Origin of the sequence: Dietzia sp. SL131 (assembly GCF_026672565.1) — a bacterium.
Lineage (GTDB): Bacteria > Actinomycetota > Actinomycetes > Mycobacteriales > Mycobacteriaceae > Dietzia > Dietzia kunjamensis.
The window spans coordinates 1,361,769-1,387,867 of record NZ_JAPPRI010000003.1; the positions used below are offsets into that span (position 1 = coordinate 1,361,769).

A 26,099-nucleotide genomic window follows, 5' to 3' on the forward strand; every position below is an offset into this window, starting at 1 on the left:
CTCACCTCGTGTCATCGGTCAGTCCCCGGTCGGTCTGTCCCTGGTCGGTCTGTCCCCGGTCGGGCTGCCCGCCCGAGTCTCCCACGTCGGCGGCGGCCGCGTCCGCGGGCTCGGCACCACCGAGGGTCGCCCGGATCGCGGCGGCGACCCCCGGGCCGATCCCCGGCACGGCGCACAGCTCGTCCGTGCTCGCGGCGCGCAGTGCGGACACGGTCGGGAACGTCTCCACCAACGCGGCTCGTCGGGTGGGTCCGAGGCCGGGGACGTCGTCGAGCACGGAGGCCGTCATCCGCCTGGACCGCGCGCCCCGGTGGGCGCGGATGGCGAACCGATGGGCTTCGTCGCGGAGCCGCTGGAGCAGGAACAGCCCCTCCCCGTGGCGCGGGAAGATCACGGGGTACTCCTCTCCCGGGAGCCAGATCTCCTCGAGTCGCTTGGCGATCCCGACCACGGGTACGTCGGTGACCCCCAGCTCGGAGAGGACCTCGGCGGCCGCCTCGACCTGGGGCCGACCACCGTCGACGACGAAGAGCTGCGGTGGGTAGGCGAACCGGCGGGCCGCGGGGGCGGTGCCCCCGTGCCCGCGTCGTCGTCGACCGGCCCGTCGACCTCGTCCGGGGTGACGGAGGGGTCCTCGTGGTGACGCCGGAAGCGACGACGCGTGACCTCGGCGATGCTGCCGACGTCGTCGGAGTGGCCGTCACCCGCGGCGTCGCGGATGCGGTAGAGCCGGTAGTCGCTCTTGCGCGGGATGCCGTCCTCGAAGACGACGAGGGAGGCCATGACGTCGGTGCCCTGGGTGTGGGAGATGTCCACGCACTCGATGCGCAGGGGCGCCGAGTCCAGCTCGAGGGTCTCCTGGATCTCCTGGAGCGCCGCGGAGCGGGCGGTGAGGTCGCCGCTGCGCCGGAGTTTGTGCTGCGTCAGGGCCTCGACGGCGTTGCGGTGGACCGTCTCCGCCAGGGCCCGCTTGTCACCCCGCTGGGGCACCCGGAGCGACACACGGGAGCCGCGCAGCGCCGAGAGCCAGTCCGCGAGCTCGTCCGCGTCCTCGGGAAGGGCGGGCACCAGCACCTCGCGGGGTACGGCAGCCGAGATGTCGCCGGATTCGGCCGCCTCGGCGAGGTCGGCCTCTCCCCCGTAGAACTGCGCGAGATAGTCGGAGACGACCCCGGGCACGGCACGGGCCGCGTCGAACTCGCCGTCGGCGTCGACGCCGTGGGCGTGTTCGACCACCCAGCCGCGCTGACCGCGGATGCGGCCCCCGCGCACGTGGAACACCTGGACGGAGACCTGCAGTTCGTCGACCTCGACGCCCACCACGTCGGCGTCGGTGCCGTCACCCAGCACGACGGCCTGCTTCTCCATCGCACGCCGCATGGCGCCGAGGTCGTCACGCAGCCGCGCGGCCCGTTCGAAGTCGAGGTCCGCGGAGGCCTCGAGCATCCGCTTCTCGATGCGGCGCATGATCGCATCGGTACGTCCGGCCAGGAAGTCGATGAGCTCGTTGACAATCGCGCGGTGCTCGTCCGGGGTCACCCGTCCGATGCAGGGGGCGGCGCACTTGTCGATGTATCCGAGCAGACAGGGCCTGCCGAGCTGCGCCTGCCGCTTGAACACCCCGGCGGAGCACGAGCGGACGGGGAACACCCGCTGCAGAGTGTCGAGGGTGTCGCGGATGGCCCACGCGTGTGAGTAGGGCCCGAAGTAGCGGGTCCCCGGGCGCCGGGGGCCCCGGTAGACGAAGGCACGGGGGAACTCCTCCCCCACGGTGACCGCCAGCATCGGATACGTCTTGTCGTCGCGGTACCGGACGTTGAACCGGGGGTCGTACTTCTTGATCCACGTGTACTCGAGCTGGAGCGCCTCGACCTCGGTGGACACGACCGTCCACTGCACGCCGGCCGCGGCGAGGACCATCCGCCGGGTACGGGGGTGGAGGAGGGACAGGTCCGCGAAGTACGAGCTCAGCCGGCTCCGCAGGTTCTTCGCCTTGCCGACGTAGATGACGCGCCCGTGCTCGTCACGGAAGCGGTAGACCCCCGGCTCCGTCGGGATCGAGCCGGGGGCCGGGCGGTAGGTTCGCGGATCGGCCACGGCGGGTCAGCGGTCGGCGACGGTCTCGGGATCGGCGGCCGAGGGCTTGTGGGTGCGGACGGCCTCGCGCAGGCGCGCCATGCCGTCGATCCCGTGCTGGCCGTCGATGGACTGGATAGCCCAGATCCCCGCGTGCTCGTAGGCCGGGAGTTCGAGCCGGGGCCAGTAGCTGGAGCGCGGGAACGTCAGCCCGACGACGTCGTCCCAGCCCCAGGTCCGGACGCGCAGCGGCCCGCGGAGCTCGACGCCCTGCTGCCCGACCCGGACGCGGATCCGCAGGAGGGTCAGCAGCACCCCGGCGAAGATGAACCCGATCACTACGAAGGCGAACTGATCGGCGATCCCGATCGTCACCCCGGTGTCACCGCGGACGAGGATCACCGCCCACACCACGTGGACGATGACGATGAGCACCGCCACGGCGATCGCGGTGGTGCGCATCCGACGGGGCCGGTGCTCGAACTCCCAGTTCTCGTTCATCGACCGGTCCTCAGGTCGCGCAGGGCGATGGCGGCGCCGAGCACGGCGGCGACGGCCTCGCCCCCCTTGTCCTCGGAGGCCCCCTCGTGGCCGTCGCGGTCTCGGGCCTGGCCCTCGTTCTCGGTGGTGAGCACCCCGTGGGCGACAGGGGTGGCCTCGTCGAGGGCGATCCGGGTGAGCCCGTCGGTCACCGAGCGACAGACGTAGTCGAAGTGCGGGGTCGCGCCGCGGATCACCACGCCGAGCGCAACGACGGCGTCATGGGTCCGTGCGAGCTCCTGGGCCACCACCGGTAGCTCCACGGCTCCGGTCACGCGGGCCAGGGTCACCACCGCGCCGGAGGCGTCGGCGACGGCCAGGGCCCGGTCCAGCAGTTGGGCGCAGATCTCCTGGTGCCAGGTGGAGGCCACCACCCCGAGCCGCAGCCCGCGGGCGTCGGGGATCACCAGCTCCGGTCTACCGCTGCCGCTCATGGCTGATCCTCTCCGTCCACGTCCACGTCCACGTCCACGTCGGCGCCGGCCGGGCCGGCGGGTCCCTCGTCGAGCCCCTCGAGCAGGTGGCCCATCCGGTCGCGCTTGGTGCGCAGGTACCGCAGGTTCTCGGGCGTGACCGCCGTCGGCATGGGCACCCGGGCCACCACCTCCACGCCACCGGCGCGCAGGGCGTCGGCCTTGGCGGGGTTGTTGGTCATCAGTCGTACCCGGGTCACTCCGAGGTCGCGCAGCATCTGTGCGGCCAGGCTGAAGTCGCGGGCGTCGGCGGGCAGGCCCAGGTCGAGATTGGCGTCGACGGTGTCGCGTCCGGAGTCCTGCAGTTGGTAGGCGCGCAGTTTCTGCACCAGGCCGATCCCCCGGCCCTCGTGCCCACGCATGTACAGCACGACCCCGCGCCCCTCCTCGCACACCGCGGCGACGGCAGCGTCGAGTTGCGGGCCGCAGTCACAGCGCAGCGAGTGGAACACGTCGCCGGTCAGGCACTCGGAGTGGATGCGGACGGAGACCGGGTCGTCCCCCGAGATGTCGCCGGCCACCATGGCCACGTGTTCGACTCCCTGGAGGGTGTCGCGGTACCCGTGGGCGGTCATGGTCCCGGCCGGCGTGGGGATCCGGGCGGCGACCTCGTGCACCACCTGGACCTCGTTCGCGCGGCGCCACGCCTGGAGCGCCTCGATGGTGATCATCGCCAGCCCGTGCTCGTCGGCGAACCGCCGGAGTTCGGGGGTGCGCGCCATGGTCGTGGGGTCGTCCTCGGACACGATCTCGCAGATGACGCCCGCCGGGCGCAGACCGGCCAACCGGGCGAGGTCGACGGCGGACTCGGTGTGGCCGGGTCGGGTGAGCACGCCGCCGGGCCGGGCGCGCAGGGGCACCACGTGGCCGGGCCGGGTGAAGTCGCCGGGCACGGTGTCGTCGGCGGCGAGCAGCCTCGCGGTGCGGGCGCGGTCGGCGGCCGAGATGCCGGTGGAGACCCCCGTGCGCGCGTCGACCGTCACGGTGTACGCGGTGTCGTGGCGGTCCTCGTTGATGGCGCGCATGGGTGGCAGGTCCAGCCGAAGGCAGTCCTCCGCCTCGAGCGCGACGCACACGTAACCGGAGGAGTACCGCACGAGGAAGCCCATCAGCTCGGGCGTCGCGAGTTCGGCGGCGAAGATCAGGTCGCCCTCGTTCTCGCGGTCCTCACTGTCCACCACCACGACGGCCCGTCCCGCCGCGATGTCGGCGATGGCTCGCTCGATGCCGTCAAAGGTGGTCACTGCTGCGGGTTCTCCTAGGTCTGGCGGGCCCGGGCGGAGGCCGCGGGCGCGGGTTCAAGTATGGCGCATCGGGTCAGTGGGACCCCCCACCGCGTCCGCCCAGCAGCCGCTCGACGTACTTGGCCAGCACGTCGACCTCCAGGTTGACGGGGTCGCCCGCGCCCAGTCCCCCGAGGATCGTGTCGGCGAGCGTCGTGGGGATGAGGGACACCTCGAACCACGGCTCCGGCTCGTCCGCGGCACTGACCGCCGAGACCGTCAGCGAGGTCCCGGAGACGGTGATCGACCCCTTCTCGACCACGTACCGGGCGAGGTCACCCGGCAGCGAGATGCGCACGACGTGCCAGTGCTCGTGCTCGTCGCGGCTGATCACGTGGCCTGTGCCGTCGACGTGGCCCTGGACGATGTGACCGCCGAACCGGGCGTCCGCGCGCATGGCGCGTTCCAGGTTGACGGGGTCGCCCGGTGACAGTGCACCGAGTGCGGTCCGGTCGAGCGACTCGGCCATCACGTCCACGTCGAAGTACTCCCCCGGCTCCCAGCCGGTGACGGTCAGGCACACCCCGTTGACGGCGATCGAGTCACCGTGGTGGGCGTCCGAGGTGACCAGGGGCCCCCGTATGCGCAGGCGCGCGGAGTCGCCGGTCGTCTCGACCGAGTCGAGGGTTCCGAGCTCCTCCACGATTCCGGTGAACATCAGCGGGGTCCTCTCGTCGGTGCGGTCGGTGCGGTCGGTGTGGACGCGGTGGCGGGTCGTGTCAGGCCGGGTCGTGTCAAGCGCAGGTGGACGTCGTCGCCCAGGACGGTGGTCCCGCGGATCCGGAAACCGTGGGCGGCCGCGAGCGTGTCCACCCCGGCTCCGGAGACCGCCGACCGCCCGGCGCCGAGCACCAGGGGCGCGAGGTACGCGTCGATCTCGTCGACGAGTCCGGCGGCGAGGAACGCCCCCGCCAGCCTGGGGCCGCCCTCGACGAGGACGTGGGAGACCTCGCCGAGAAGTCCCAGCGCCTCGGCGGGATCGCGGGTGGCCAGGTGTCGGAACCGGCCGTCGGTGCCGCGCACCGTCGCGTTCGCGGGCACCGGGCTCAGCCCCATCACCGCCCGGAGGGGTTGGCGGGGGCGGGCCGGCCGTCGTCGGTGCGGGCGGTCAGTGCGGGGTCGTCGGCGCGCAGCGTTCCGGTGCCGACGACGAGGGCGTCGATCTCCTGCCGTCTGGCGTGGGCGTGGCGGCGCGAAACCGGCCCGGTGATCCACTTGCTCGACCCGTCCGCGGCCGCGACCCTGCCGTCCAGGCTCGCCGCGTACTTCCAGGTGACGAGGGGTCGGCCGTGGTCCTGACGGTGGAGCCACGCCCTCAGCGGGCCACTGCGGGCGGCGCCCACCTCGTCGTCGTCGGCTCGTGCCACCTCGACCCCCTCGCGCCGCAGGGTCCCGGCTCCGCCGGAGGCCACCGGATTGGGGTCGGACACCGCGTAGACCACGCGGGCGAGCCCGGCGGCGACGATGCGGGAGGTGCACGGACCGGTGCGCCCGTGGTGGTCACACGGCTCGAGGGTGACCACGATCGTCCCACCGCGCGCGCGGTCCCCGGCGGAGTCCAGCGCCACCACCTCGGCGTGCCGTCCGCCCGGGGCCTCGGTCGCGCCGATGCCCACGACCTCTCCGGCGGCGTCGAGCACCACCGCACCGACCGGCGGGTTGGGGGTGCACACCCCCAACGCGGAGGCGGACACGGCGATAGCCCGGGCCAGGGCGTCCCGCTCGCGACGACGGTCGGCGGGGTCGGCCCCGCCCGTCGCTGATACCCCGGGCCCGCTCGGCACCCCGGGCCCGTTCGGGCCCTGTGGCACTTCCGGCACGTCCGGCACCGTCACGCCCGCGCGGCGAGGGCCCCGGAGCGCAGGGTCCCGATCATCGCGTCGGGATCCGGGGCACCGTAGACGGCCGAACCGGCCACGAACACGTCGCACCCCGCCGCCGCGCACTCGGCGATCGTCCCCGCGTCGATGCCACCGTCGATCTGGATGTGCACGTCGAGGCCACGGCGGTCTATCTCGGCGCGCAGCGTGCGGACCTTGTCCAACACCCCGGGCATGAACTTCTGGCCGCCGAAGCCTGGCTCGACACTCATCACCAGGACCAGGTCCACGTGGTCGAGCAGGTCGAGGTACGGCTCGACGGCGGTCCCGGGCTTGATGGAGATACCCGCCTTGCACCCCTTGGCGTGCAGCAGGTCGGCGACGGCCTTCGGGTCGTCGGTGGCCTCCACGTGGAAGGTGACGTTGAACGCGCCGGCGTCCACGTAGTCACCGACCCAGCGCGCCGGGTCGGTGATCATGAGATGGCAGTCCATCGGCTTGTCCGTGACCTTCCCGACCGCCTTCGCGACCGGCGCACCGAAGGACAGGTTGGGAACGAAGTGACCGTCCATGACGTCCACGTGGATCCAGTCGGCGGACGGGATGCGCTCGATCTCGCGGTCCAGACGGGCGAAGTCGGCGGACAGGATCGACGGCGCGATGAGCGGCTGGTACGACATGACGACCAGTCTAGGCGGGCCCGTCCGGGCTGCTCCGCCGACATGGGACGGCGGCCCACGGACCGGTCAGTCGACGGAGCCGGTGACCGAGGTCAGGAACTCGAGCTGGTCGGCGACGATGCGTTCGAAGTGCGGCTCGACGTAGGGGTCGAAGTGTTCGCACGGGTACTCCAGGTACAGGCCGCCCGGAATCCGCTCCGCGGCCCGACGCGCGGTCGCCGCGGGGGTGATGGCGTCCTCCGTCGCGATCTGCACCAGCGTCGGGCAGGTGATCCGCCGCGTGTGCCGCATCGGCGAGTAGAAGCCGATCCGTGCCAGGATCCGTGCTGCGACGTCGTCGCGGAATTCACTGCGGCGCAGTCCCGAGTCGGCCGCGAGCCGATTCACCGCGGGATCGGCGTCCGGACTCGTCATGACCGCCGTGTCCCCCGGTCGTCCGACGAGACGCACGTACCGGGGTTCGCGACGCCGGAGCGAGCGCCACAGGTCGTCGAGGATGGCCGGGCCGAGTCGGAGCGCCGCGGCGAGCCCCGTCGCCCGGACCGCGGCCGGACCGCTCACGTGGGGGACCTGGGCGATGACTCCCGCCAGCCGCTCCCCCGTGCCGGCGAGGGTGAGGACGTGACCTCCAGAGAACGACGTGCCCCACGCGATGACGCGATCCGGATCGACGCCGGGCAGCGACCGGGTGAAGGCCAGCGCGGACCGCCAGTCGTCGAGTTGGCGGCCGATGTCGAGGAGTTGCCGGGGTTGTCCGTCGCTGGCGCCGAAATGCCGGTAGTCGAAGACCACCACGACGAAGCCCGCGTCCCGGAATCGCTCGGCGTACGCGGGTAGGCGCAGGTCCCGGATGCACCCGAAGCCGTGTGCCATGACGATGGCAGGTGCCGGGCTCGCAGGGCCGTCCGACGGCGCGTCCGGGCGATAGACCCAGGCCGAGCACCCTACCCCGTGCGAGCTGAACTGCGCGTCCTCACGCATCGCGACCCCGTCGTAGTGCCGCCATGAACATCGCGTCGGTGCCGTGCCGGTGCGGCCACAGCTGCACCCACGGGCCGTCGCCCAGTCCGTCGACCGGACGGCCGACCACCTCCGCGAGGATGTTACGCACGTCGAGGAGTTCGACGTCGTCACGCCGGGCGGCTTCGCGGATGACCGACACTGTCTCCGAGAGGTGGGGCGAGCAGGTCGCGTACAGCACCACCCCGCCCGGTCGGACCAGACGCAGGGCCGACTCGAGGAGTTCGCGCTGGAGCGTGACCAGGCCCGGGATGTCGGCGGCGGTCTTGCGCCACCGCGCCTCGGGTCGACGGCGGAGTGCGCCGAGGCCGGAACACGGGGCGTCGAGTAATACCCTGTCGAACCCCGGCTCCAGACCCGGGTCGCGTCCGTCGGCCGTGTGCACGGTCACCGGCAGGTCCTTGGTCGCGCCGCGGACCAGGTCGGCGCGGTGCTCGGAGATCTCCACCCCGGTGAGCGTCGCCTGCTCGATCTCCGCCAGCGCGCCCAGCAGGACCGCCTTCCCGCCGGGCCCGGCGGCCAGATCGAGCCACCTCCCGGAGTCCGGACCGCCCAGGGGGGCGCGGGCGGCGGCCAGCGCCACGAGCTGGCTGCCCTCGTCCTGGACCGCCGCGAGCCCTTCTCGTACGGCGTCGAGCGTTCCGGGGTCCCCGGAGTCCAGGTGGACCGCGTACGGGGACAGCTCACCCTCCGTACCGCCGGTGATCAGTGCCAGTTCCTCGCCCGTGATGGCACCGGGGCGGGCGGCCAGGTGGACCTTCGGCCGGGCGTCGTCGGCGGCGAGCAACTCGGGAAGCTCCCCGGCGGCGGCGCCGAGCGAGTCCGCGAACGCGCGGGCGATCCACTCCGGGTGCGCGGTGCCGATGGCCATCCGAGCCACCGGGTCGGTCACACCGTCACGCAGCGCGTCGACCCAGGAGTCGAGGTCGCGGGCGGCGACCTTGCGGAGGACCGCGTTGACGAACCCGCCCGCCCGGCCCAGGCCGGCGGTGCGCGCGGCCTCGACGGCGGTGTCGACGGCGGCGTGCGCACCGATCCGGGTGAACAGCAACTGGTAGGCGCCCAGCCGCACGAGATCGAGGACCGGCGGGTCGATCTCCTCGACGGGCCGGGACGCCGCGAGCACGATCACCCGGTCGAGCAGTCCTTGTGCGCGGAGCGTGCCGTAGGTCAACTCCGTGGCCAGCGCCGCGTCGCGTGTGTCCAGCTTGGCGCGGCGCAGTTCCGCCGGCAGGGCCAGGTTGGCGTAGGCGGCGCGTTCCCGCACGGCCGCCATGACCGCCAGCGCGACGGTCCTGGCGTCGGGACGGGGTTGCTTCTGCTGTTTCTGTTGTTTCTGCGGCCGGGTGTCCGGACGTCGCCGGCGGTCCGACTGCGGGCGGTTGCCTCCACCGCTCTTCGGGCGTCCCTGTCCGCCCCCGCGGCGGGGATCGGGCCCCTGCCCGCGGCCCCGTCGGTCGTCGGCGCTCACTCGAACACCGCGCCCTCGTCGAGCCGGGCGCCGCGCACCCAGTCCAGCGCGTTCATCATCTTCTTGCCGTGGGGCTGGATGGTCTCGATCGCCATCGGTACCGTCGCGGTGCCCACGAGGAACGACCGCTTGTCCCACGAGATGAGTCCGGGCCCGAGGTCCGTGGGCGCGTCCTCGGCGGGGCGGGCCGAGCCGATCTTCACCCGTTCGCCGCCGAGCGTCGTCCAGGCGCCCGGCGCAGGGGTGACCGACCGGATGTGCCGGTCGACGGCCAGGGCGGGATCGCTCCACCGCACCCGCGCGTCGTCGACCGTGAGCTTCGGTGCATGGGAGGCGCCGTCGGCCGGCTGGGGAACCGCGCGGAGCTCTCCCGCCTCGATCCCGTCCAGGGTCGCCGCGAGCAGCCCGGCGCCGGACACCGCGAGTCGGCCGAGGAGGTCCCCGGCCGTGTCGCGGGGCCGGACGGTCTCGGTCATCGTCCCCAGGACCGGGCCGGTGTCCATGCCCTCGTCCAGCAGGAAGGTGGTCGCGCCGGTGACCTCGTCACCGGCGGCGACGGCGGCGTTGACCGGGGCGGCCCCCGCCATGCGGGGAGCAGGGAGAAGTGCAGGTTGATCCACCCGTGGGTGGGGATGTCGAGGACGGGGCGCGGAACGAGGTGGCCGTAGGCGACCACCGGAACCGCGTCGGGTGTCAGCGCGCGCAGTCGCTCCGCGAACTCGGGGTCGCGGGCGCTCGGCGGGGTGAGGACCTCGATGCCCGCTGCGTCGGCCGCGGCCGCCACGGGGCTGCGGGACAGTCCCCGACCGCGGCCGGTGCGGGCGTCGGGACGCGAGACGACGGCGACGACCTCGTGACGGTCACTGTCGAGCAGCGCCTGCAGGGACGGGACGGCGACCTCCGGGGTGCCGGCGAAGACGAGACGCACTTCTCACCTCACCGCCATCGCGTCGGAGAGCGTGTCGTAGATGACGCCGCCGCTGACCGCCGCGCTGCCGAACCAGCTGGCCGAGCGGATCTCGGCCATCGCCTCGCGTCGGCGCTCCGGGGTGAGGCGCTGCAGGAACAGCACCCCGTCCAGGTGGTCGGTCTCATGCTGGACGGCGCGGGCGAGGATGCCCTCGGCCTCGAAGCTGACGGGCTCGCCGTGCACGTCGACTCCGCGGGCCCGGACGCGGGCGAACCGCTCGGTGGGCAGGGAGATCCCGGGGATGGACAGGCAGCCCTCGTTGACGTGGGTCTTCTCCTCGCCGATCGGCTCCCACTCGGGATTGACCAGGTGACCCTCCCGCCCGCCGCAGCTGTAGACGAACACGCGGGTGGACAACCCGATCTGGGGCGCCGCGAGCCCGGCGCCCTCCTCGTGCGCGACGGTGTCCATGAGGTCCGCCACGGTGCGTGCCAGCCTGTCGTCGAAGGAGGTGACGGGGTCGGCGGGGGTCCGGAGGACCGGGTCGCCGAAGAGCCGGACGGGATGGACGGACATGCGTATCGGGTCTCCTGGCAGGCGTCGGTGCTGAACGGCCATTCTAGGCGCTCCGTCGGCGTGCGCCGTCGTCGGCGGTCGGCCGGACGCACGGCGGGGCGGTCAACCGATGTGGACGGGGTCCAGACGAACCCGGACCGAGTGGCTGTGGCGGCGTCCGGAGCGCCGGAGGACCAGTGCCCGGAGCTCTGCCGCGACCTCGGCGAGGACGGGCGGGGGCACCCGGAACAGCACACGCTCCGGGTCCTCCACCTCGTCATGACCAGGGAGCTCCTCCCCGACGGGCAGATCCACCGGACCCAGTACCTCGACACGGTCCGTGAGGCGGAAGTCCTCGAGGACCTCGGCGAGCGCGGCGGCCGGCCCGTCGACCGCGATCATGTGCACCGCCGGCGGGAACCCGACCTCGGCGCGGTCCGCGAGCTCCCGTTCGGCCCAGCCCTGGGGATCCCACCGGACCAGCGCCTGGGCGACCGCGGACTCGGATTCGGCGGACAGGAACACCCTGCCCCCCTCGTCGGCGGGACGGACGAGACCGGCCGCCCCGATCCACAGGCGCAGGGCGTGCTGGACGGCCCGCAGGTCGGGTCGGCCGAGAAGCGCCCACGAGTCCAGGAGCAGTGCGGCCCCGTACCCGCCCTCGGCGACGGGTTCCGCTCCCGGGGTGGCGACGATGATCGCCGGGCTCGCGGGCACGGTGTCCAGGATCTCCCCTCCCCCGCTCGTGCGGATCCGGACACCGGGGAACATCCGGCCCAGCTCTTCCGCGGTGCGGCCTGCCCCCACCACCCCGGCCCGCAGCGCCCGCGATCCGCAGGCCACGCAGCGGAAGCTCGGCTCGGGGGCCCCGCACCACCCGCACGCCAATTCCACCGGCCCGTGGACCTCGTCCATCCGCCCGGCGCGGAGCGGGCCGTTGCACCGGCGACACCGCGCCGGGGTCCGGCACGACCCACACAGCAGCGTGGGGATGTACCCCTTGCGGGGCACCTGTACGAGGACCGGGGCGTCCACGTCGATCGCCTCCCGGGCCATCGTCAACGCCACGGCGGGCAGCCTCGTGCGGCCCCCCGCGACGTCGCGGGCCTGCACCGGGTCGGCGTCGGTCACGGCGACCACGCGGGGCGCGAGCTCGCGGGTCAGTCCGGGGCGCGGGCGGATCTCGTGTGCCCACCCGGAGCGGACGTACTCGGCGACCTCGGGGGTCCGGTCCACCGACGACAGCAACAGGGGTACGCCCTCGAGGGCCGATCGCTGCGCGGCAACGTCACGCGTGTGGGGGTACGGGGCGCGCGGCTCGACGAACGAGTCGTCCCCGTCGTCGTGCAGCACGATGAGCCCGAGCTCGGGCAGGGGGGCGAAGACCGCGCTCCGGGTCCCCACGACGATCCGGGCGTGGCCACGGATCGCCCGCAACCACCGTCGGTACCGGGCGGACGGCCCGACGCCGGCGGACAGATCCGTGACGAGGTCCCGACCGGCCGCGCCGCCCCCGACGACCTCGCGACAGGCCGCGGTGAGACGGTTGACGTCCCGCTGGTCCGGGACGATCAGGAGGACCTGGAGCCCACGACGGCGCAGGGAGTCGGCGAGCGTCGCCAGGGCACCGGCCCAGTCCCGGCCCGGTGGGACCGTCCACACCCCGCGGGCGGGGACGGCGCCGGTCGCGGCCTCGAGGAACCTCGCCACCATCGGGTGGTCGCCCCACCCCTCCGGCATCTCCACCGGCCCCACCGACACCCCCAGGGGCGGCCCCGGCTCGGGAACGGACTTCTCGGCGGCCGCATGGCGCGGCGGGATCGCCAACCGGATCACGTCCGAGCGCATGCCCACCCACCGCCGCGCCACCAGGTCGACCAACCGGAGCAGGGCCGGGGTGAGGACGGGCTCGGGTGAGACGACGCGTTCCAGCCAGGCGAGATCCCCCTGGTGATCGGTCTGCGCGCGCCGCTCGACGAGGAAACCGTCGACCAGCCGCCCGGCGAACCTCACCCTCACCCGCACGCCCGGGACCGCCTCGGCGGAGAGGGACTCGGGGACCAGGTAGTCGAACTCCCGGTCGAGATGGAAGACCCCGAGCAACGGCAGGACCCGGGCCACGGGGGCATCGGCCGCCGCGACCCGGGTCGCTGGGCGCGTGGTGGTCACGTCCGGAATACTCGCACCCCGCTACGACACACGGGGTGACGGCGTCAGAGTCCGGCGGCCTGCTTGAGTTCGTCGACGCGGTCGGTGCGCTCCCAGGGCAGGTCGATGTCGGTGCGGCCGAAGTGTCCGTAGGCGGCCGTGGGGGCGTAGATCGGACGCTTGAGGTCCAGGTCGCGGATGATCGCACCGGGCCGCAGGTCGAACACCTCGGTCACCGCCTGCTGGAGCCGGTCGATGTCGACCTTCTCGGTGCCGAACGCCTCGACGAACAGTCCGACCGGGGCGGCCTTGCCGATGGCGTAGGCGACCTGGACCTCGACGCGCTCGGCCAGGCCGGCGGCGACGATGTTCTTGGCGACCCAGCGCATGGCGTAGGCGGCGGAGCGGTCCACCTTCGACGGGTCCTTGCCGGAGAACGCGCCGCCACCGTGGCGGGCCATGCCGCCGTAGGTGTCGACGATGATCTTGCGTCCGGTCAGGCCGGCGTCGCCCATCGGGCCGCCGAGCACGAACCGGCCGGTCGGGTTGACCAGCAGTCGGAAGTCGGCGGTGTCGATCCCACCGGCGGCCTCGGCCAGGACCGGGTCGATCACGTGCTGCGTGAGGTCGTCGCGCAGGGTGGTCTCCAGGTCGATGCCGTCGGCGTGCTGGGTGGAGATGACGATGGTGTCCAGCCGGACCGCGCGGTCGCCGTCGTACTCGATGGTGACCTGGGTCTTGCCGTCCGGGCGCAGGTAGGCCAGCGTGCCGTCCTTGCGCACCTCGGTCAGCCGCCGCGAGAGGCGGTGGGCCAGCGCGATGGGCAGTGGCATGAGCTCGGGGGTGTCCGAGCAGGCGTAGCCGAACATCAGGCCCTGGTCGCCGGCACCCTGGCGGGCGATGGCGTCCTCGACCGAGTCTGTGGAGGTGCGGGCCTCGTGGGAGGTGTCCACGCCCTGGGCGATCTCCGGCGACTGCTGCCCGATCGAGATCGACACGCCGCAGGAGACGCCGTCGAAACCCTTGTCCGAGGAGTCGTAACCGATCTCGACGATCTTGTCGCGGATGAGCTGCGGGATCTCCACGTAACCGGTGGTCTTGACCTCGCCGGCCACGTGGACCATGCCGGTGGTGACCATCGTCTCCACGGCCACCCGGGCCGCCGGGTCCTGCTCCAGCATCGCGTCCAGGATCGAATCTGAGATCGCGTCACAGATCTTGTCCGGATGCCCCTCGGTCACGGACTCGCTGGTGAACAGCCGACGTGCCTGCGTCACAGTGGTTCTCTCTTCCATGGTGGGATCGCGTGTGATCGTTGCCGATCGCGTGGGGACAGACTAGTCGGTGCGGTCTGCGTCACTCCGCCCGGTCCGCCCGCGAGCGATCCCCACGATCGCGTCGAGTAGACGGTCGGCCAGGAGGTCCTTGCTGGCGCGCTGGAGGGCCGTCTCGCCGCCGCCCGAGTCGAGGATCCAGCCGCCGTTGACGTCCTGTCCGAAGGTGGTGCCCCGTCCCACCTCGTTGACGACGAGGAGGTCGCACCCCTTCCGCGCGAGCTTGGCGCGGCCGTGCTCGAGGACCGTGCCCGACGCGTCCCCGGTCTCGGCGGCGAAACCCACGAGCACGCAGTCGGCCGGGACGTCCCCCGCCGCACGCGCGGAGACCAGGTCGGCGAGGATGTCCGGGTTCCGCCGGAGGCGGATCTCCGCGGGCTCCGATCCGCTGCCCTTCTTGAGCTTGGAGTCGGAGACGTCGGTGGGCCGGAAGTCGGCGACGGCGGCGGCCTTGACGACCACGTCCGCCCGGGCCGCTGCGCGCAGGGTCTGCTCCCGCAGTTCGAGGGCGGACTCGATGTGGCCGACCTCGACGGCGGGCGGGGTGGGCCGATCGGAGGATGTCCCCAGGGTCACCCTGGCTCCCCGGGCGGCAGCGACCGCCGCGATCGCGTGGCCCTGCTTGCCCGAGCTGCGGTTACCGAGGAAGCGCACGGGGTCGATCTCCTCGAGGGTACCTCCGGAGGTGACGACGATGCGCGTGCCGGCGAGGTCCCACGCCAGTGATCCGCCGTCGAGGAGGAGCCGGGCCAACCGCGCGATGTCGGCGGGCTCCGGTAGTCGCCCCGCGCCGGTGTCGGCGCCGGTGAGCCGGCCGGACGCCGGCGGCATGACGTGGATGCCGTCGCCCCGGAGGGTGTCGACGTTGCGACGCGTCGCGGGATGCTCCCACATCTCGGTGTGCATGGCCGGCGCGAGGAGGACCGGGCACCGCGCGGTGAGGAGTGTGGAGGTGAGGAGGTCGTCGGCCCGCCCGCTCGCCGCGCGGGCCAGCAGGTCCGCGGTGGCGGGAGCGACGACGACGAGGTCCGCCCGCTGCCCGAGGGCGACGTGGCGGACCGAGGGCACGTCCGAGAACACCCCGGTGGACACCGGGTTCCCGGACAGCGCCTCGAACGTGGCGGACCCGACGAATCGCAGGGCCGCCTCTGTGGGGACGACGTCGACGTGGCATCCGGACTCGGTGAGCAACCGGATGAGGCCACATGCCTTGTAGGCGGCGATCCCGCCGCCGACTCCGACGACGACGCGCGGGCTGCGCATGTCGTCCCCGGAGGGGCTCACTCGCCCTCGGCGCAATCGAGCAGGTCGGAGTGCAGCTCACGCAGCGCGATGGTCAGGGGCTTCTCGTGCAGCCCCGGGTCGACCAGCGGGCCGACGTACTCGAGGATGCCCTCCTCGATCTGGTTGTAGTACGAGTTGATCTGGCGCGCCCGCTTGGCGGCGAAAATCACGAGTGCGTACTTCGAGGACGCCCGCTCGAGCAGCTCGTCGATCGGGGGGTTCGTGATGCCGATCGGGGTGTCGTACAGCGGGGTGGCCGCTGCGGCTTCGGTGGTGGCCACTATGGGTTCTCCTCTGGGGTACTGCCTGGGGTCGGTGTCGTCGATGACACCCTGGTGACGCTGGGCTCGCCGCTAGTCGCGGCCGACCAGCAATGATACCAACTCGTCCACGGCCTTTTCGAGTTCGTCGTTGACGACGACCTCGTCGAACTCTCCGCGGGCCTCCATCTCGACCTTCGCGGTCTCGAGTCGGCGGCCCACCACGTCCTGCGGTTCGGTGCCCCGGCCACGCAGCCGGACCTCGAGTTCCTCCCACGACGGCGGGGCGAGGAATACGGTCCTGCCCTCCGGGATCGACTCGCGGATCTGGCGCACCCCGGCGAGGTCCACCTCGATGAGGACCGGTCGTCCCGCCTCGAGCGCGCGGTGCACCGGATCGGCGGGGGTCCCGGAGAGCTGCAGGCCGCGGTGGATCTCCGCCCACTCCAACATCCGACCCTCGGATACCGCTTTCCGGAAGTCCTCGGTGGACACGAAGTAGTAGTCGCGGCCGTCGACCTCCCCGGGCCTCGGGTCCCGTGTGGTCATCGACACGCTGAAGTAGAGGTCGGGGACGCACTCGCGGAGACGGGCGACGACGGTTGACTTCCCGACGGCGGAGGGGCCGGCCAAGACGATCAGCCGGCCCCTCTTCGCCGTCGTCTCCGGGGTGGCCCCGGATGACGGTGTGTTCATGCGTCGATCAGTCGACCGTGAAGTCGAACCGCTCGAGCAGTGCGCGACGCTGGCGGTCACCGAGACCACGCAGACGACGCGTCGGCGCGATCTCGAGCTCGGTCATGATCTCCTGAGCCTTGACCTTGCCGACCTTGGGCAGGGCCTCGAGCAGCGCCGAGACCTTCATCTTGCCGAGGATCTCGTCGCTCTCGGCATCCTTGAGCACCTGCTTGAGGTCGGTGCCGCCACGCTTCAGGCGCTCCTTGAGCTCAGCCCGGGCGCGACGGGCGGCAGCCGCCTTCTCCAGAGCAGCAGCGCGCTGCTCATCGGTCAACTGGGGAAGGGCCACAATTCCTCCGTCTCGTTCGTGTGTGTCTCATGACTCACGCGGATGTCCACCGTAGGACACCCCCGCCTGGTGTGCGGTGACCGGCCCCGGCGCGTCCGCGGGCTGCGGAACACCTCCGGGAGCGGGCGCTCCCTCGTGCTCACCGTACCCGGGCGGTTCCGCCGCCCCCGAGGGGGACTTCCACGGCTCCGGGCCTGATGACCTCAGCAACAGTACGCGGCCGACCGGCCGGGTACCAGACGGGGTCCCGCTGTGGCACCCCGTCTGATCTGCGCATTGACGGTTCGAGGTTGTATGGCACCCTAGCGCCGCCCGTCCGGGGGCGCGACGCGAACCGCCCGATTCCCGCGAGCCCGGCTCCGGGCGGCCGTCACCGGTGGGACGCCGGTACACCCGTGTGGAACGCGGTGACTCAGGAGTCGTCGGAGAACCTGTACTGTGCGGCGAGTTCGACGACCGTCGCGCGCATCGCGTCGACGTCCGGCCCGGCGCGCAGCACGTGCCGCGAGACGTTGACCAGGGTGAGCGGGAGCGCGGGCCCGGCGATCCTGCGGACGTCGGCGAGGGTGCCGCCCTGCTCCCCCACCCCGGGCATGAGGACCGGGCCGGAGAGCTCGTCGAGCCTCGGGGGTCGGTCACCGTCGCCCCGACGACCACGCCGAAGGACCCCGGTGCATCATCCCCGGCGCCCGCGTTCCGGAGGGCCACCTCGTCGACGACGGACTGGGCGACCGTGCCGGTGGGGCCCGCCGAGCCCTGCAGGGGCCCGGCCTCGGGGTTGGAGGTCCGGGCCAGGACGAACAGGCCCCGGCCGGTGCCGGCCGCCGCCTCGAACGCCGCGTCCAGGGCGCCCACGCCCAGGTAGGGCGACACCGTGAGCGCGTCGCAGGCCAGCGGGGACCCGTTCCGTAGCCACGCCCGGGCGTACCCGGCCATGGTGGAGCCGATGTCTCCCCGTTTGGCGTCCGCCACCGACAGGGCACCGCGCTCGCCGATGGCGGACAGGAGCTCCTCCAGGACCCGGAACCCGGCGGACCCGTGCTCCTCGAAGAACGCGACCTGGGGCTTGACCGCGGGGACCAGGTCCCCGAAGGCCTCGAGGGACCGCCGCGAGAACTCCGCGACGCCCGCCGCGTCGACGCCCAGGCCCCACGCCTCCAGCAGCGCCGGGTGGGGGTCGATGCCCACGCAGAGGTTGCCCCGCTCGGCGACCGCCCTGCGCAGGCGGGCACCGAACGGGGCCGCGATCGACGTCACCGCGCCGCGTACCCGGCGTGCAGCTCCTGCAGGGGGCTGACGCTGACGTCGCCGCGCAGCATGGCCTCGATCCCGTGGACCGCCGCGGTGGCGCCCTGGACGGTGGTCACGCAGGGCACGCGGCGGGAGATCGCCGCGGAGCGGATCTCGTGGCCGTCGGCACGGGTGCCCCCGGTCGACGAGGCGATGTTGAGGATGAGGTCCACCTCGTCGGCGTTGATGCGGTCGACGATCGTGCGGATCGGCCGGCCGTCCTCGTCGACCGGGCCGGTGCCGGACTCGGTCAGCTTGGCCACGGTCTCACAGGCGATGCCGTACCGGCGGAGCATGAGCGCGGTGCCCTCGGTGGCCAGCACCGTGAACCCGAGCGCCGCCAGCCGCTGGGCCGGGAACACCATCGACCGCTTGTCCCGGTTGGCCACCGAGACGAACACGGTGCCCGACAGCGGCAGCACGCCGTCGGCGGACAGCTGGCCCTTGGCGAAGGCCACGGCGAAGTCCGGGCCGATGCCCATGACCTCACCCGTGGACTTCATCTCCGGGCTGAGCAGGGACTCCACGGTGTCGCCCTCCGGAGTGCGGAACCGGTTGAACGGCAGCACCGCCTCCTTGACGGCGACGGGGGCGTCCGCGGGCAGGGAGCCGCCGTCCCGGTCGGACGGGAGCAGCCCCTCCGCGCGCAGGTCGGCGATCGACTCGCCCAGCATGATGCGGGCACACGCCTTGGCCAGGTGCACCCCGGTCGCCTTGGACACGAAGGGCACCGTCCGGCTGGCCCGGGGGTTGGCCTCGAGGACGTAGAGCACGTCGTCCTTGAGGGCGTACTGCACGTTCATCAGGCCCTTGACGCCGATGCCCATGGCCAGCGCCTCGCTGGAGCGGCGGACCCTGTCGATGTCGTCCTGTCCGAGGGTGATCGGCGGCAGCGTGCACGCGGAGTCGCCGGAGTGGATGCCGGCCTCCTCGATGTGCTCCATGACGCCGCCCAGGTACACCTCGGTGCCGTCGCACAGGACGTCGACGTCGATCTCCACGGCGTCGTCGAGGAAGCGGTCCACCAGCACCGGACGGTCCGGGCTGATCTCGGTGGCGCGGTCGATGTACGAGCGCAGGGAGCCCTCGTCGTAGACGATCTCCATGCCCCGGCCGCCCAGCACGTAGGACGGGCGCACCAGTACCGGGTACCCGATATCGGCGGCGATGGCGGTCGCCTCGTCGGCGTTGATCGCGGTGCCGAACGCCGGGGCCGGCAGACCCGCCCGGACCAGCACCTCACCGAACTCGCGGCGGTCCTCGGCCAGGTCGATCGCGGACGGGCTGGTGCCCACGATGGGGACGCCGGCGGCCTCGAGCTGCGCGGCCAGCCCCAGCGGGGTCTGGCCACCGAGCTGCACCAGCACCCCGGCGACCGTGCCGGACTCGGACTCGGCGTGGTAGACCTCCATGACGTCCTCGAACGTCAGGGGCTCGAAGTACAGCCGGTCGGCCGTGTCGTAGTCGGTCGAGACCGTCTCCGGGTTGCAGTTGACCATGACCGTCTCGTACCCGGCCTCGGACAGCGTCAGGGCGGCGTGCACGCAGGAGTAGTCGAACTCGATGCCCTGGCCGATGCGGTTGGGCCCGGAACCGAGGATGATCACCTTCTCGCGCTCGGTCTGCGGGGCGACCTCGGACTCGGCGGCGGGGTCGAGCTCGTAGGTCGAGTAGTGGTACGGGGTCTTGGCCTCGAACTCCGCGGCACACGTGTCGACCGTCTTGTAGACGGGCCGGATCCCCAGCCGGTGGCGCAGGCGCTGCACGCCCTCGGCACCGGCGAACTCGGGCCGGAGGGCGGCGATCTGCGCGTCCGACAGACCGTTGTGCTTGGCCCGACGCAGCAGGTCCGCGCCCAGCACGGCGGCGTCGACGATCTGGCGGCGCAGGTCCACGAGCTCGGCCACCTCCTCGAGGAACCACGGGTCGATGCCGGAGGCCTCGTGGACCTGCTGGACCGTCGCCCCCAGGCGCAGCGCCAGCTCGACGTCGTACATCCGGCCCTCGGTCGGACGGACCAGGTCGGCGAGCACCGCATCCACGTCGGTGGAGCGCCCGGGTGCGATGGTCTCGTCGGGCAGGGTCCAGAATCCCGAGGCTTTGGTCTCCAGCGACCGCATGACCTTGCCGAGGGCCTCCCGGTAGTTGCGCCCCAGGCTCATGGCCTCACCCACCGACTTCATGGTGGTGGTGAGGGTGTCGTCGGCACCCGGGAACTTCTCGAAGGCGAACCGGGGCGCCTTGACCACCACGTAGTCGAGGGTCGGCTCGAAGCACGCGGGGGTCTCGCCGGTGATGTCGTTGGTGATCTCGTCGAGCGAGTACCCGATGGCCAGCCGTGCGGCGATCTTGGCGATCGGGAAGCCGGTGGCCTTGGAGGCCAGCGCGGAGGACCGCGAGACCCGGGGGTTCATCTCGATCACGACCAGGCGGCCGTCGACGGGGTTGATGGCGAACTGGATGTTGCAGCCACCGGTGTCCACGCCCACGGCGCGGATGATCGCGATGCCCAGGTCGCGCATGTTCTGGAACTCGCGGTCGGTCAGCGTCATCGACGGCGCGACGGTGACGGAGTCGCCGGTGTGCACACCCAGGGCGTCCACGTTCTCGATCGAGCAGATCACGACGACGTTGTCCTTGTTGTCGCGCATCAGCTCGAGCTCGTACTCCTTCCACCCGAGGATGGACTCCTCGATGAGAACGTTTGCGGTCGGCGAGGCGGACAGCCCGCCGCCGGCGATGCGCTCGAGGTCCTCGGTGGTGTAGGCCAGACCCGAGCCGAGGCCGCCCATGGTGAAGGAGGGCCGGACCACGACCGGCAGCCCCAGCTCGGCGACGGTGGCATGGACCTCCTCCATCGTGTGGCAGACGGCGCTGCGGGCCGACTCGCCGCCGACGCTGGCCACGATGTCCTTGAAGGTCTGCCGGTCCTCGCCGCGGTTGATGGCGGGGATGTCCGCGCCGATGAGCTCGACCCCGTGCTTGTCGAGGAGCCCCTGGGCGTCCAGCTGCATGGCCGCGTTCAGCGCGGTCTGCCCACCGAGGGTCGCGAGCACCGCGTCCACGGGGTGGCCGTCGGCGGCCTCCTTGGTCAGGATCTTGTCGATGAACTCGGGCGTGATGGGCTCGACGTAGGTGGCGTCGGCGAACTCCGGGTCGGTCATGATCGTGGCCGGGTTGGAGTTGACCAGGGTCACACGCAGGCCCTCGGACTTGAGCACGCGGCACGCCTGGGTGCCCGAGTAGTCGAACTCGCAGGCCTGGCCGATGACGATCGGCCCGGAGCCGATGACGAGGACGTGGTTGATGTCTGTGCGCCGGGGCATCAGTTCGAACCCTTTCTGGAGTCTGCGGAGCCGAGGTCGGAGGATTCGAGCAGGCTGACGAAGCGGTCGAAGAGGTCGGCGGCGTCCCGGGGGCCCGCCGCGGATTCGGGGTGGTACTGGACGGAGAAGGCGCTGCCGTCGACCAGGGCGACGCCCTCGACGGTGCCGTCGTTGGCGCACACGTGGGTCACGGCGGCCGTGCCCCACGGGGTCTGCCAGGTGTCACCCTCCGGGGCACGCAGCGCGAACCCGTGGTTCTGGGAGGTGATGGCCACGGCGCCGGTGGCCTTCTCGATCACCGGGATGTTGATGCCGCGGTGCCCGAACTGCATCTTGTAGGTCTCCAGCCCCAGAGCCCGGCCGAGGATCTGGTTTCCGAAGCAGATGCCGAAGAAGGGGATCCCCTGGCCCAGCACCTCCTTGGTGAGGTGCACCGCGTGGTCGGCCGTCGCCGGGTCGCCCGGACCGTTGGACAGGAACACCCCGTCGACGCCGAGGTCGAGGATGTCCTGCAGCGTCGAGTCGGCGGGCAGGACGTGGACGCGGACCCCGCGCTCGGTGAGCATCCGGGGGGTGTTGGTCTTGATCCCCAGGTCCAGTGCGGCGATCGTGTAGGACGCCTCGCCCTCCGGCTCCACCACGTAGGCCTCGCGCGTGGAGACCTCGTCGGACAACGACGCGCCGGCCATGGATTCCTGGGCCCGGACCGCGGTGAGCATGGTCTCGTCGTCGGTCAGGTCGTCGCCCGAGAAGATCCCGGCCTTCATGGCCCCGAGCTCCCGGATGTGGCGGACAACGGCGCGCGTGTCGATACCGGCGATGCCGACCACGCCCTGGGCGGCCATCTCGTCCTCGAGACTGCGGCTGGACCGGTGGTTGGAGGGCTGTCGCGACAGGTCGCGGATCACGAAGCCGGAGACCCAGATCCGCCCCCCGCGGGCCTCACCGTCGAGGAGGGACTCGCCGTCCTCGTCGTTCCATCCGGTGTTGCCGATCTGCGGCGCGGTGGCCACGACGATCTGCCGGCAGTAGGAGGGGTCGGTGAGGGTCTCCTGGTAGCCGGACATGCCGGTGGTGAACACGGCCTCCCCGAGGGTGGTCCCGGTCGCGCCGAACGACGTGCCGCGGTGGATGCGTCCGTCCTCGAGGACGAGCGCGGCGGGTTGCGGGCCCGCCTGCGGCGCGGGCGTGGTGCTGTGCGGTGTCACTGGTTCTCCTCGGTGGTGGAGCTGGAGTCGGTGGGCGTGTCGGAGGGGTCGGCGTCTCCGCGCAGCGCCTCCCAGCGGGGGTAGGTGTCCTTGTCGTCCGCCCGGAATCCCGAGTCGACGAGGGTGCGGCCGTCGGGGCCGGTGACCTGCCAGCGTGCGACGAGGATGCCGCCGCCGGGCACGGTCTTGTTGGCCAGTGCCGACGCGCGACGCACGTCGACGAGGTCGGCGCGGGGGATCCACACGACGGCGTCGGCCAGCTCGAGGCGTATGCCGCCGGTGTGGGCGGTCAGGGTGCCGGCGGAGCGGTGGCCGAGTGGCGGGCGGGCGATCCGGGCCTGCCAGTCCCCCGCGACGGTGCTGCCGATGTACACACCGGTGAGCGGCCCCAGGACGATCTCGCCCGGGTCGGCGGGCGGGGTGGGGAGCTCGTCGAAGAGCCCGGCCTGGGACCGGCTACGGTTCCGCCATCCCAGCGTCATCAGACCGATCAGCGCGAGCAGCACGGCGATGACGATGATGACGGTCCAGTAGTCCTGGGTCATGCGAGTACCTCTCCGTCGCGGGTGGTCAGGCGGCCCCGGTACACGGTGCCGACGACCCTGGCCGCGAATGTCATTCCCTCGTAGGGGGTGTTGGCGGACAGACTTGCGAGCGCGTCACCGACGACGGTCCACGGGGAGTCGGGATCGACGACGACGAGGTTCGCGGGCTCCCCTACGGCGATCGGTCGCCCCTGGTCCGACAGGCCGGCGATCTCGGCGGGCCGGGTGCTCATGACACGGGCGAGGTCCCGCCAGGTCATGTCCCCGGTCTCGACCAGCAGGGCGGCGACGATCGGCAGGGCGGTCTCGAGTCCGAGCATGCCCGGCCGGGCGGCGGCGAACTCGCAGCACTTCTCCTGCGCGGCGTGTGGGGCGTGGTCGGTGGCGACGCAGTCGATCACGCCGGACCTCAGCGCCTCGCGCAGCGCGAGGGTGTCGTGTGCCTCGCGCAGGGGCGGGTTGACCCGGTAGACGCCGTCGTAGGTCTCGAGACGGGAGTCGTCGAGGAGCAGGTGGTGCGGGGTGACCTCGGCGGTGATCGAGATCCCCTGGTCCTTGGCCCACCGCAGCAGCTCGACGGTGCCGGTCGTGGAGGCGTGGCAGATGTGCACGCGGGCGCCGGCGTCGCGGGCCAGGATCGCGTCCCGGGCGACGATCGACTCCTCCGCCGACCGCGGCCACCCGGTCAGTCCCAGGCGTGCGGCGTGGGGCCCCTCGTGGGCCACGGCGCCGCCGGTGAGCCGGGGTTCCTCGGCGTGCTGGGCGACGAGGACGCCCAATCCGGCCGAGTACTCCAGGGCTCGACGCATCACCAGTGGGTCGTGGACGCACATCCCGTCGTCGGAGAACACCCTGACGCGGGCCTCCCCCGCGGCCATCTGCCCCATCTCGGTGAGCTGCTCACCCTTGAGACCCACGGTGACGGCGCCGACGGGGTGCACGTCGCACAGTCCGACCTCGCGGCCGATCCGCCAGACCGAGTCGGTCACCGTCTGGTTGTCCTGCGGGGGTTGGGTGTTGGCCATGGCGAACACCGCCGTGTACCCCCCGCGGGCCGCGGCGGCCGAACCCGAGGCGATGGTCTCGGTGTCCTCGCGACCGGGTTCGCGGAGGTGGGTGTGCAGGTCGACGAACCCCGGCAGCAGCACGGCGCCGTCCGGATCGAGGACCTCGATGTCCGTCGCGGACAGGTCCACGGACTCGCCCGCGTCCGGACCGATCGCGGCGATGACGCCGTCGCGGACGAGGACGTCGACCGGGTCGCCTTCGCCGTAGGGACGCACCCGCCGTAGCAACAGGGTCGGTGTGTGGGGGGCGCTCACTCAGGGGTTCCTTCCGCCGTGACGAGAGTGTGGAGCAGTACCGACATGCGCACGTGCACGCCGTTGGTGACCTGCTGGAGGATCGCGGAGGACGGCGCGTCGGCGGTGTCGAAGCCGATCTCCATCCCACGGACCATCGGACCCGGGTGCAGGACCACGACGTCGTCGCGGAGCCGGGCGGCGCGCGTCGGCCCGAGCCCGTAGCGCACCGCGTATTCGCGGGCAGACGGGAAGAACCCACCGTTCATCCGCTCGGCCTGGACGCGCAGCATCATGACGGCGTCCGCACCGTCCAACTCCGCGTCGAGGTCGGTCGACGCGCGGACCGGCCAGCCGTCGACGCCCACCGGGAGCAGGGTCGGCGGGGCGACGAGGACCACCTCCGCGCCCAACGTGGACAGCAACAGGGCGTTGGACCGGGCGACGCGCGAGTGCAGGATGTCCCCGACGATCACCACCCGGCGCCCGTCTATCCCGCCGAGGCGTTCACGCAGGGTCATGGCGTCGAGCAGTGCCTGGGTGGGGTGCTCGTGCATCCCGTCACCGGCGTTGATGACCGACGGGCCGACGCCGCCCGGCGCGACCCACCCGGCGATCTGCTGAGCCGACCCCGAGGCCGGGTGGCGCACGATGAGGGCGTCCGCGCCGATGGCGGTCAGGGTGAGCGCCGTGTCGCGCAACGACTCGCCCTTCTGGACCGAGGAGGCGCTGGCGGAGACGTTGATGACGTCCGCGCTCATCCACTTACCGGCCGTCTCGAACGACACCCGCGTGCGGGTGGAGTTCTCGTAGAACACGGTGAGGACGGTCTTGCCCCGCAGCGTCGGCAACTTGCGGACCTCGCGACCGAGGAGCGTCTCCTTGAGTCGCTCCGCCTCGTCGAGGATGGACAGGGCCGAGTCGCGGTCGAGGTCGGCGGCCGAGAGCAGGTGCTTCATCTCGTCCTCTCCGCGTCCGGACGCCGCAGGACCACGGCGTCGACCCCGTCGACCTCGGTGAGCCGGACGGACACTCCCTCGTCGCGGGAGGTGGGGACGTTCTTGCCCACGTAGTCGGCCCGGATCGGCAGTTCACGATGCCCGCGGTCGACCAGCACGGCGAGCTGGACCCGCGCCGGTCGCCCGAGGTCGCGCAGGGCATCGAACGCCGCGCGGATGGTCCGGCCCGAGAACAGGACGTCATCCACGAGGATCACCGTCGCGCCGTCGATCCCGGCCGACGGGACCCGCGTGGGGTTCATCGGCCGGTGCGGGCCTCCGGCGAGGTCGTCGCGGTAGAGCGTGACGTCGAGGGCCCCGGCGTGGACGTCCGCGCCGCTGAACTCACGGATCCTCTCGGCGAGTCGGGCCGCGAGCGGCACCCCGCGGGTGGGGATTCCCAGCAGCACCACGGGGCCCGAGTCGGGCGCGTCCGCAGCAGTGCGTTCGATGATCTGATGTGCCAGGCGGGACACCGTCCTGGCGACGTCGTCGGACGTGAAGAGTGACACCGAGTTCTCTTGCGAACCGTCAGCGCTCACCGATCACC

Annotated in this window: 20 protein-coding genes and 4 pseudogenes; all 24 read right to left on the reverse strand. The window is 72.3% G+C overall.

The window, feature by feature from the left end; genetic code table 11:
• Nucleotide 1: 1 nt before the first annotated feature.
• Nucleotides 2-2,097, reverse strand: a pseudogene (gene uvrC, locus OVA21_RS07150) (excinuclease ABC subunit UvrC).
• Nucleotides 2,098-2,103: 6 nt separating this feature from the next.
• Nucleotides 2,104-2,577 carry a PH domain-containing protein gene (locus OVA21_RS07155; RefSeq protein WP_067716366.1) on the reverse strand — a complete coding sequence of 158 codons (474 nt, stop codon included), beginning with the start codon at nucleotides 2,575-2,577 and terminating at the stop codon, nucleotides 2,104-2,106.
• Nucleotides 2,574-3,050: a 6,7-dimethyl-8-ribityllumazine synthase gene (gene ribH, locus OVA21_RS07160; RefSeq protein ID WP_067716367.1), complete on the reverse strand. Its 477-nt coding sequence runs from the start codon at nucleotides 3,048-3,050 to the stop codon at nucleotides 2,574-2,576. Before ribH ends, OVA21_RS07155 begins: the two co-directional genes overlap by 4 nt.
• Entirely contained in the window at nucleotides 3,047-4,333 is a 1,287-nt protein-coding gene (locus tag OVA21_RS07165; protein WP_154827501.1) for a bifunctional 3,4-dihydroxy-2-butanone-4-phosphate synthase/GTP cyclohydrolase II, read from the reverse strand. Before OVA21_RS07165 ends, ribH begins: the two co-directional genes overlap by 4 nt.
• Before the next feature lie 73 nt (nucleotides 4,334-4,406).
• On the reverse strand, nucleotides 4,407-5,030 hold the full coding sequence (locus OVA21_RS07170; protein WP_069388786.1) for a riboflavin synthase: 624 nt from the start codon (nucleotides 5,028-5,030) through the stop codon (nucleotides 4,407-4,409).
• A pseudogene (gene ribD, locus OVA21_RS07175) lies at nucleotides 5,030-6,084 on the reverse strand (bifunctional diaminohydroxyphosphoribosylaminopyrimidine deaminase/5-amino-6-(5-phosphoribosylamino)uracil reductase RibD). The gene OVA21_RS07170 and the pseudogene ribD overlap by 1 nt, the downstream one beginning before the upstream one ends.
• Before the next feature lie 119 nt (nucleotides 6,085-6,203).
• Nucleotides 6,204-6,872, reverse strand: a complete 669-nt coding sequence (gene rpe / locus OVA21_RS07180; protein WP_206473322.1) for a ribulose-phosphate 3-epimerase — start codon at nucleotides 6,870-6,872, stop codon at nucleotides 6,204-6,206.
• A 66-nt stretch (nucleotides 6,873-6,938) separates the two neighbouring features.
• The gene (locus OVA21_RS07185) at nucleotides 6,939-7,853 is read right to left on the reverse strand and encodes an alpha/beta hydrolase (RefSeq protein WP_268092127.1); all 915 of its coding nucleotides are present in this window, start codon (nucleotides 7,851-7,853) and stop codon (nucleotides 6,939-6,941) included.
• Nucleotides 7,846-9,363 carry an RsmB/NOP family class I SAM-dependent RNA methyltransferase gene (locus tag OVA21_RS07190; protein WP_268092128.1) on the reverse strand — a complete coding sequence of 506 codons (1,518 nt, stop codon included), beginning with the start codon at nucleotides 9,361-9,363 and terminating at the stop codon, nucleotides 7,846-7,848. Before OVA21_RS07190 ends, OVA21_RS07185 begins: the two co-directional genes overlap by 8 nt.
• Nucleotides 9,360-10,291: pseudogene (gene fmt, locus OVA21_RS07195) on the reverse strand (methionyl-tRNA formyltransferase). The gene OVA21_RS07190 and the pseudogene fmt overlap by 4 nt, the downstream one beginning before the upstream one ends.
• Nucleotides 10,292-10,294: 3 nt before the next feature.
• A complete protein-coding gene (gene def, locus OVA21_RS07200) occupies nucleotides 10,295-10,849 on the reverse strand; it encodes a peptide deformylase (protein WP_119192946.1) in 555 nt (184 codons plus the stop codon).
• A 102-nt stretch (nucleotides 10,850-10,951) separates the two neighbouring features.
• Nucleotides 10,952-12,997 (reverse strand): primosomal protein N', encoded by a 2,046-nt coding sequence (locus OVA21_RS07205; RefSeq protein ID WP_268092129.1) that lies wholly within the window; start codon nucleotides 12,995-12,997, stop codon nucleotides 10,952-10,954.
• 44 nt (nucleotides 12,998-13,041) lie between these two features.
• Nucleotides 13,042-14,253, reverse strand: a complete 1,212-nt coding sequence (gene metK, locus OVA21_RS07210) for a methionine adenosyltransferase (RefSeq protein ID WP_173674754.1) — start codon at nucleotides 14,251-14,253, stop codon at nucleotides 13,042-13,044.
• A 60-nt stretch (nucleotides 14,254-14,313) separates the two neighbouring features.
• On the reverse strand, nucleotides 14,314-15,594 hold the full coding sequence (gene coaBC, locus OVA21_RS07215; RefSeq protein WP_268092130.1) for a bifunctional phosphopantothenoylcysteine decarboxylase/phosphopantothenate--cysteine ligase CoaBC: 1,281 nt from the start codon (nucleotides 15,592-15,594) through the stop codon (nucleotides 14,314-14,316).
• Nucleotides 15,591-15,875: a DNA-directed RNA polymerase subunit omega gene (gene rpoZ, locus OVA21_RS07220; protein ID WP_061228655.1), complete on the reverse strand. Its 285-nt coding sequence runs from the start codon at nucleotides 15,873-15,875 to the stop codon at nucleotides 15,591-15,593. Before rpoZ ends, coaBC begins: the two co-directional genes overlap by 4 nt.
• Nucleotides 15,876-15,947: 72 nt before the next feature.
• A complete protein-coding gene (gene gmk, locus OVA21_RS07225) occupies nucleotides 15,948-16,550 on the reverse strand; it encodes a guanylate kinase (RefSeq protein ID WP_096905428.1) in 603 nt (200 codons plus the stop codon).
• A gap of 7 nt (nucleotides 16,551-16,557) precedes the next feature.
• On the reverse strand, nucleotides 16,558-16,881 hold the full coding sequence (mihF, locus tag OVA21_RS07230; protein ID WP_007631925.1) for an integration host factor, actinobacterial type: 324 nt from the start codon (nucleotides 16,879-16,881) through the stop codon (nucleotides 16,558-16,560).
• A gap of 412 nt (nucleotides 16,882-17,293) precedes the next feature.
• Nucleotides 17,294-18,129, reverse strand: a pseudogene (gene pyrF, locus OVA21_RS07235) (orotidine-5'-phosphate decarboxylase).
• Between the two features lie 5 nt (nucleotides 18,130-18,134).
• Nucleotides 18,135-21,497, reverse strand: coding sequence for a carbamoyl-phosphate synthase large subunit (carB, locus tag OVA21_RS07240; protein WP_268092133.1), 3,363 nt, complete (start codon nucleotides 21,495-21,497; stop codon nucleotides 18,135-18,137).
• Nucleotides 21,497-22,705, reverse strand: coding sequence for a glutamine-hydrolyzing carbamoyl-phosphate synthase small subunit (gene carA / locus OVA21_RS07245; RefSeq protein ID WP_067717951.1), 1,209 nt, complete (start codon nucleotides 22,703-22,705; stop codon nucleotides 21,497-21,499). The genes carB and carA overlap by 1 nt, the downstream gene beginning before the upstream one ends.
• Nucleotides 22,702-23,250, reverse strand: a complete 549-nt coding sequence (locus OVA21_RS07250) for a PH-like domain-containing protein (protein WP_119192952.1) — start codon at nucleotides 23,248-23,250, stop codon at nucleotides 22,702-22,704. The genes carA and OVA21_RS07250 overlap by 4 nt, the downstream gene beginning before the upstream one ends.
• A complete protein-coding gene (locus OVA21_RS07255) occupies nucleotides 23,247-24,572 on the reverse strand; it encodes a dihydroorotase (RefSeq protein ID WP_268092134.1) in 1,326 nt (441 codons plus the stop codon). Before OVA21_RS07255 ends, OVA21_RS07250 begins: the two co-directional genes overlap by 4 nt.
• A complete protein-coding gene (locus OVA21_RS07260; protein WP_067717943.1) occupies nucleotides 24,569-25,510 on the reverse strand; it encodes an aspartate carbamoyltransferase catalytic subunit in 942 nt (313 codons plus the stop codon). Before OVA21_RS07260 ends, OVA21_RS07255 begins: the two co-directional genes overlap by 4 nt.
• Nucleotides 25,507-26,091: a bifunctional pyr operon transcriptional regulator/uracil phosphoribosyltransferase PyrR gene (gene pyrR, locus OVA21_RS07265; protein WP_067717941.1), complete on the reverse strand. Its 585-nt coding sequence runs from the start codon at nucleotides 26,089-26,091 to the stop codon at nucleotides 25,507-25,509. The genes OVA21_RS07260 and pyrR overlap by 4 nt, the downstream gene beginning before the upstream one ends.
• Nucleotides 26,092-26,099: the final 8 nt, after the last annotated feature.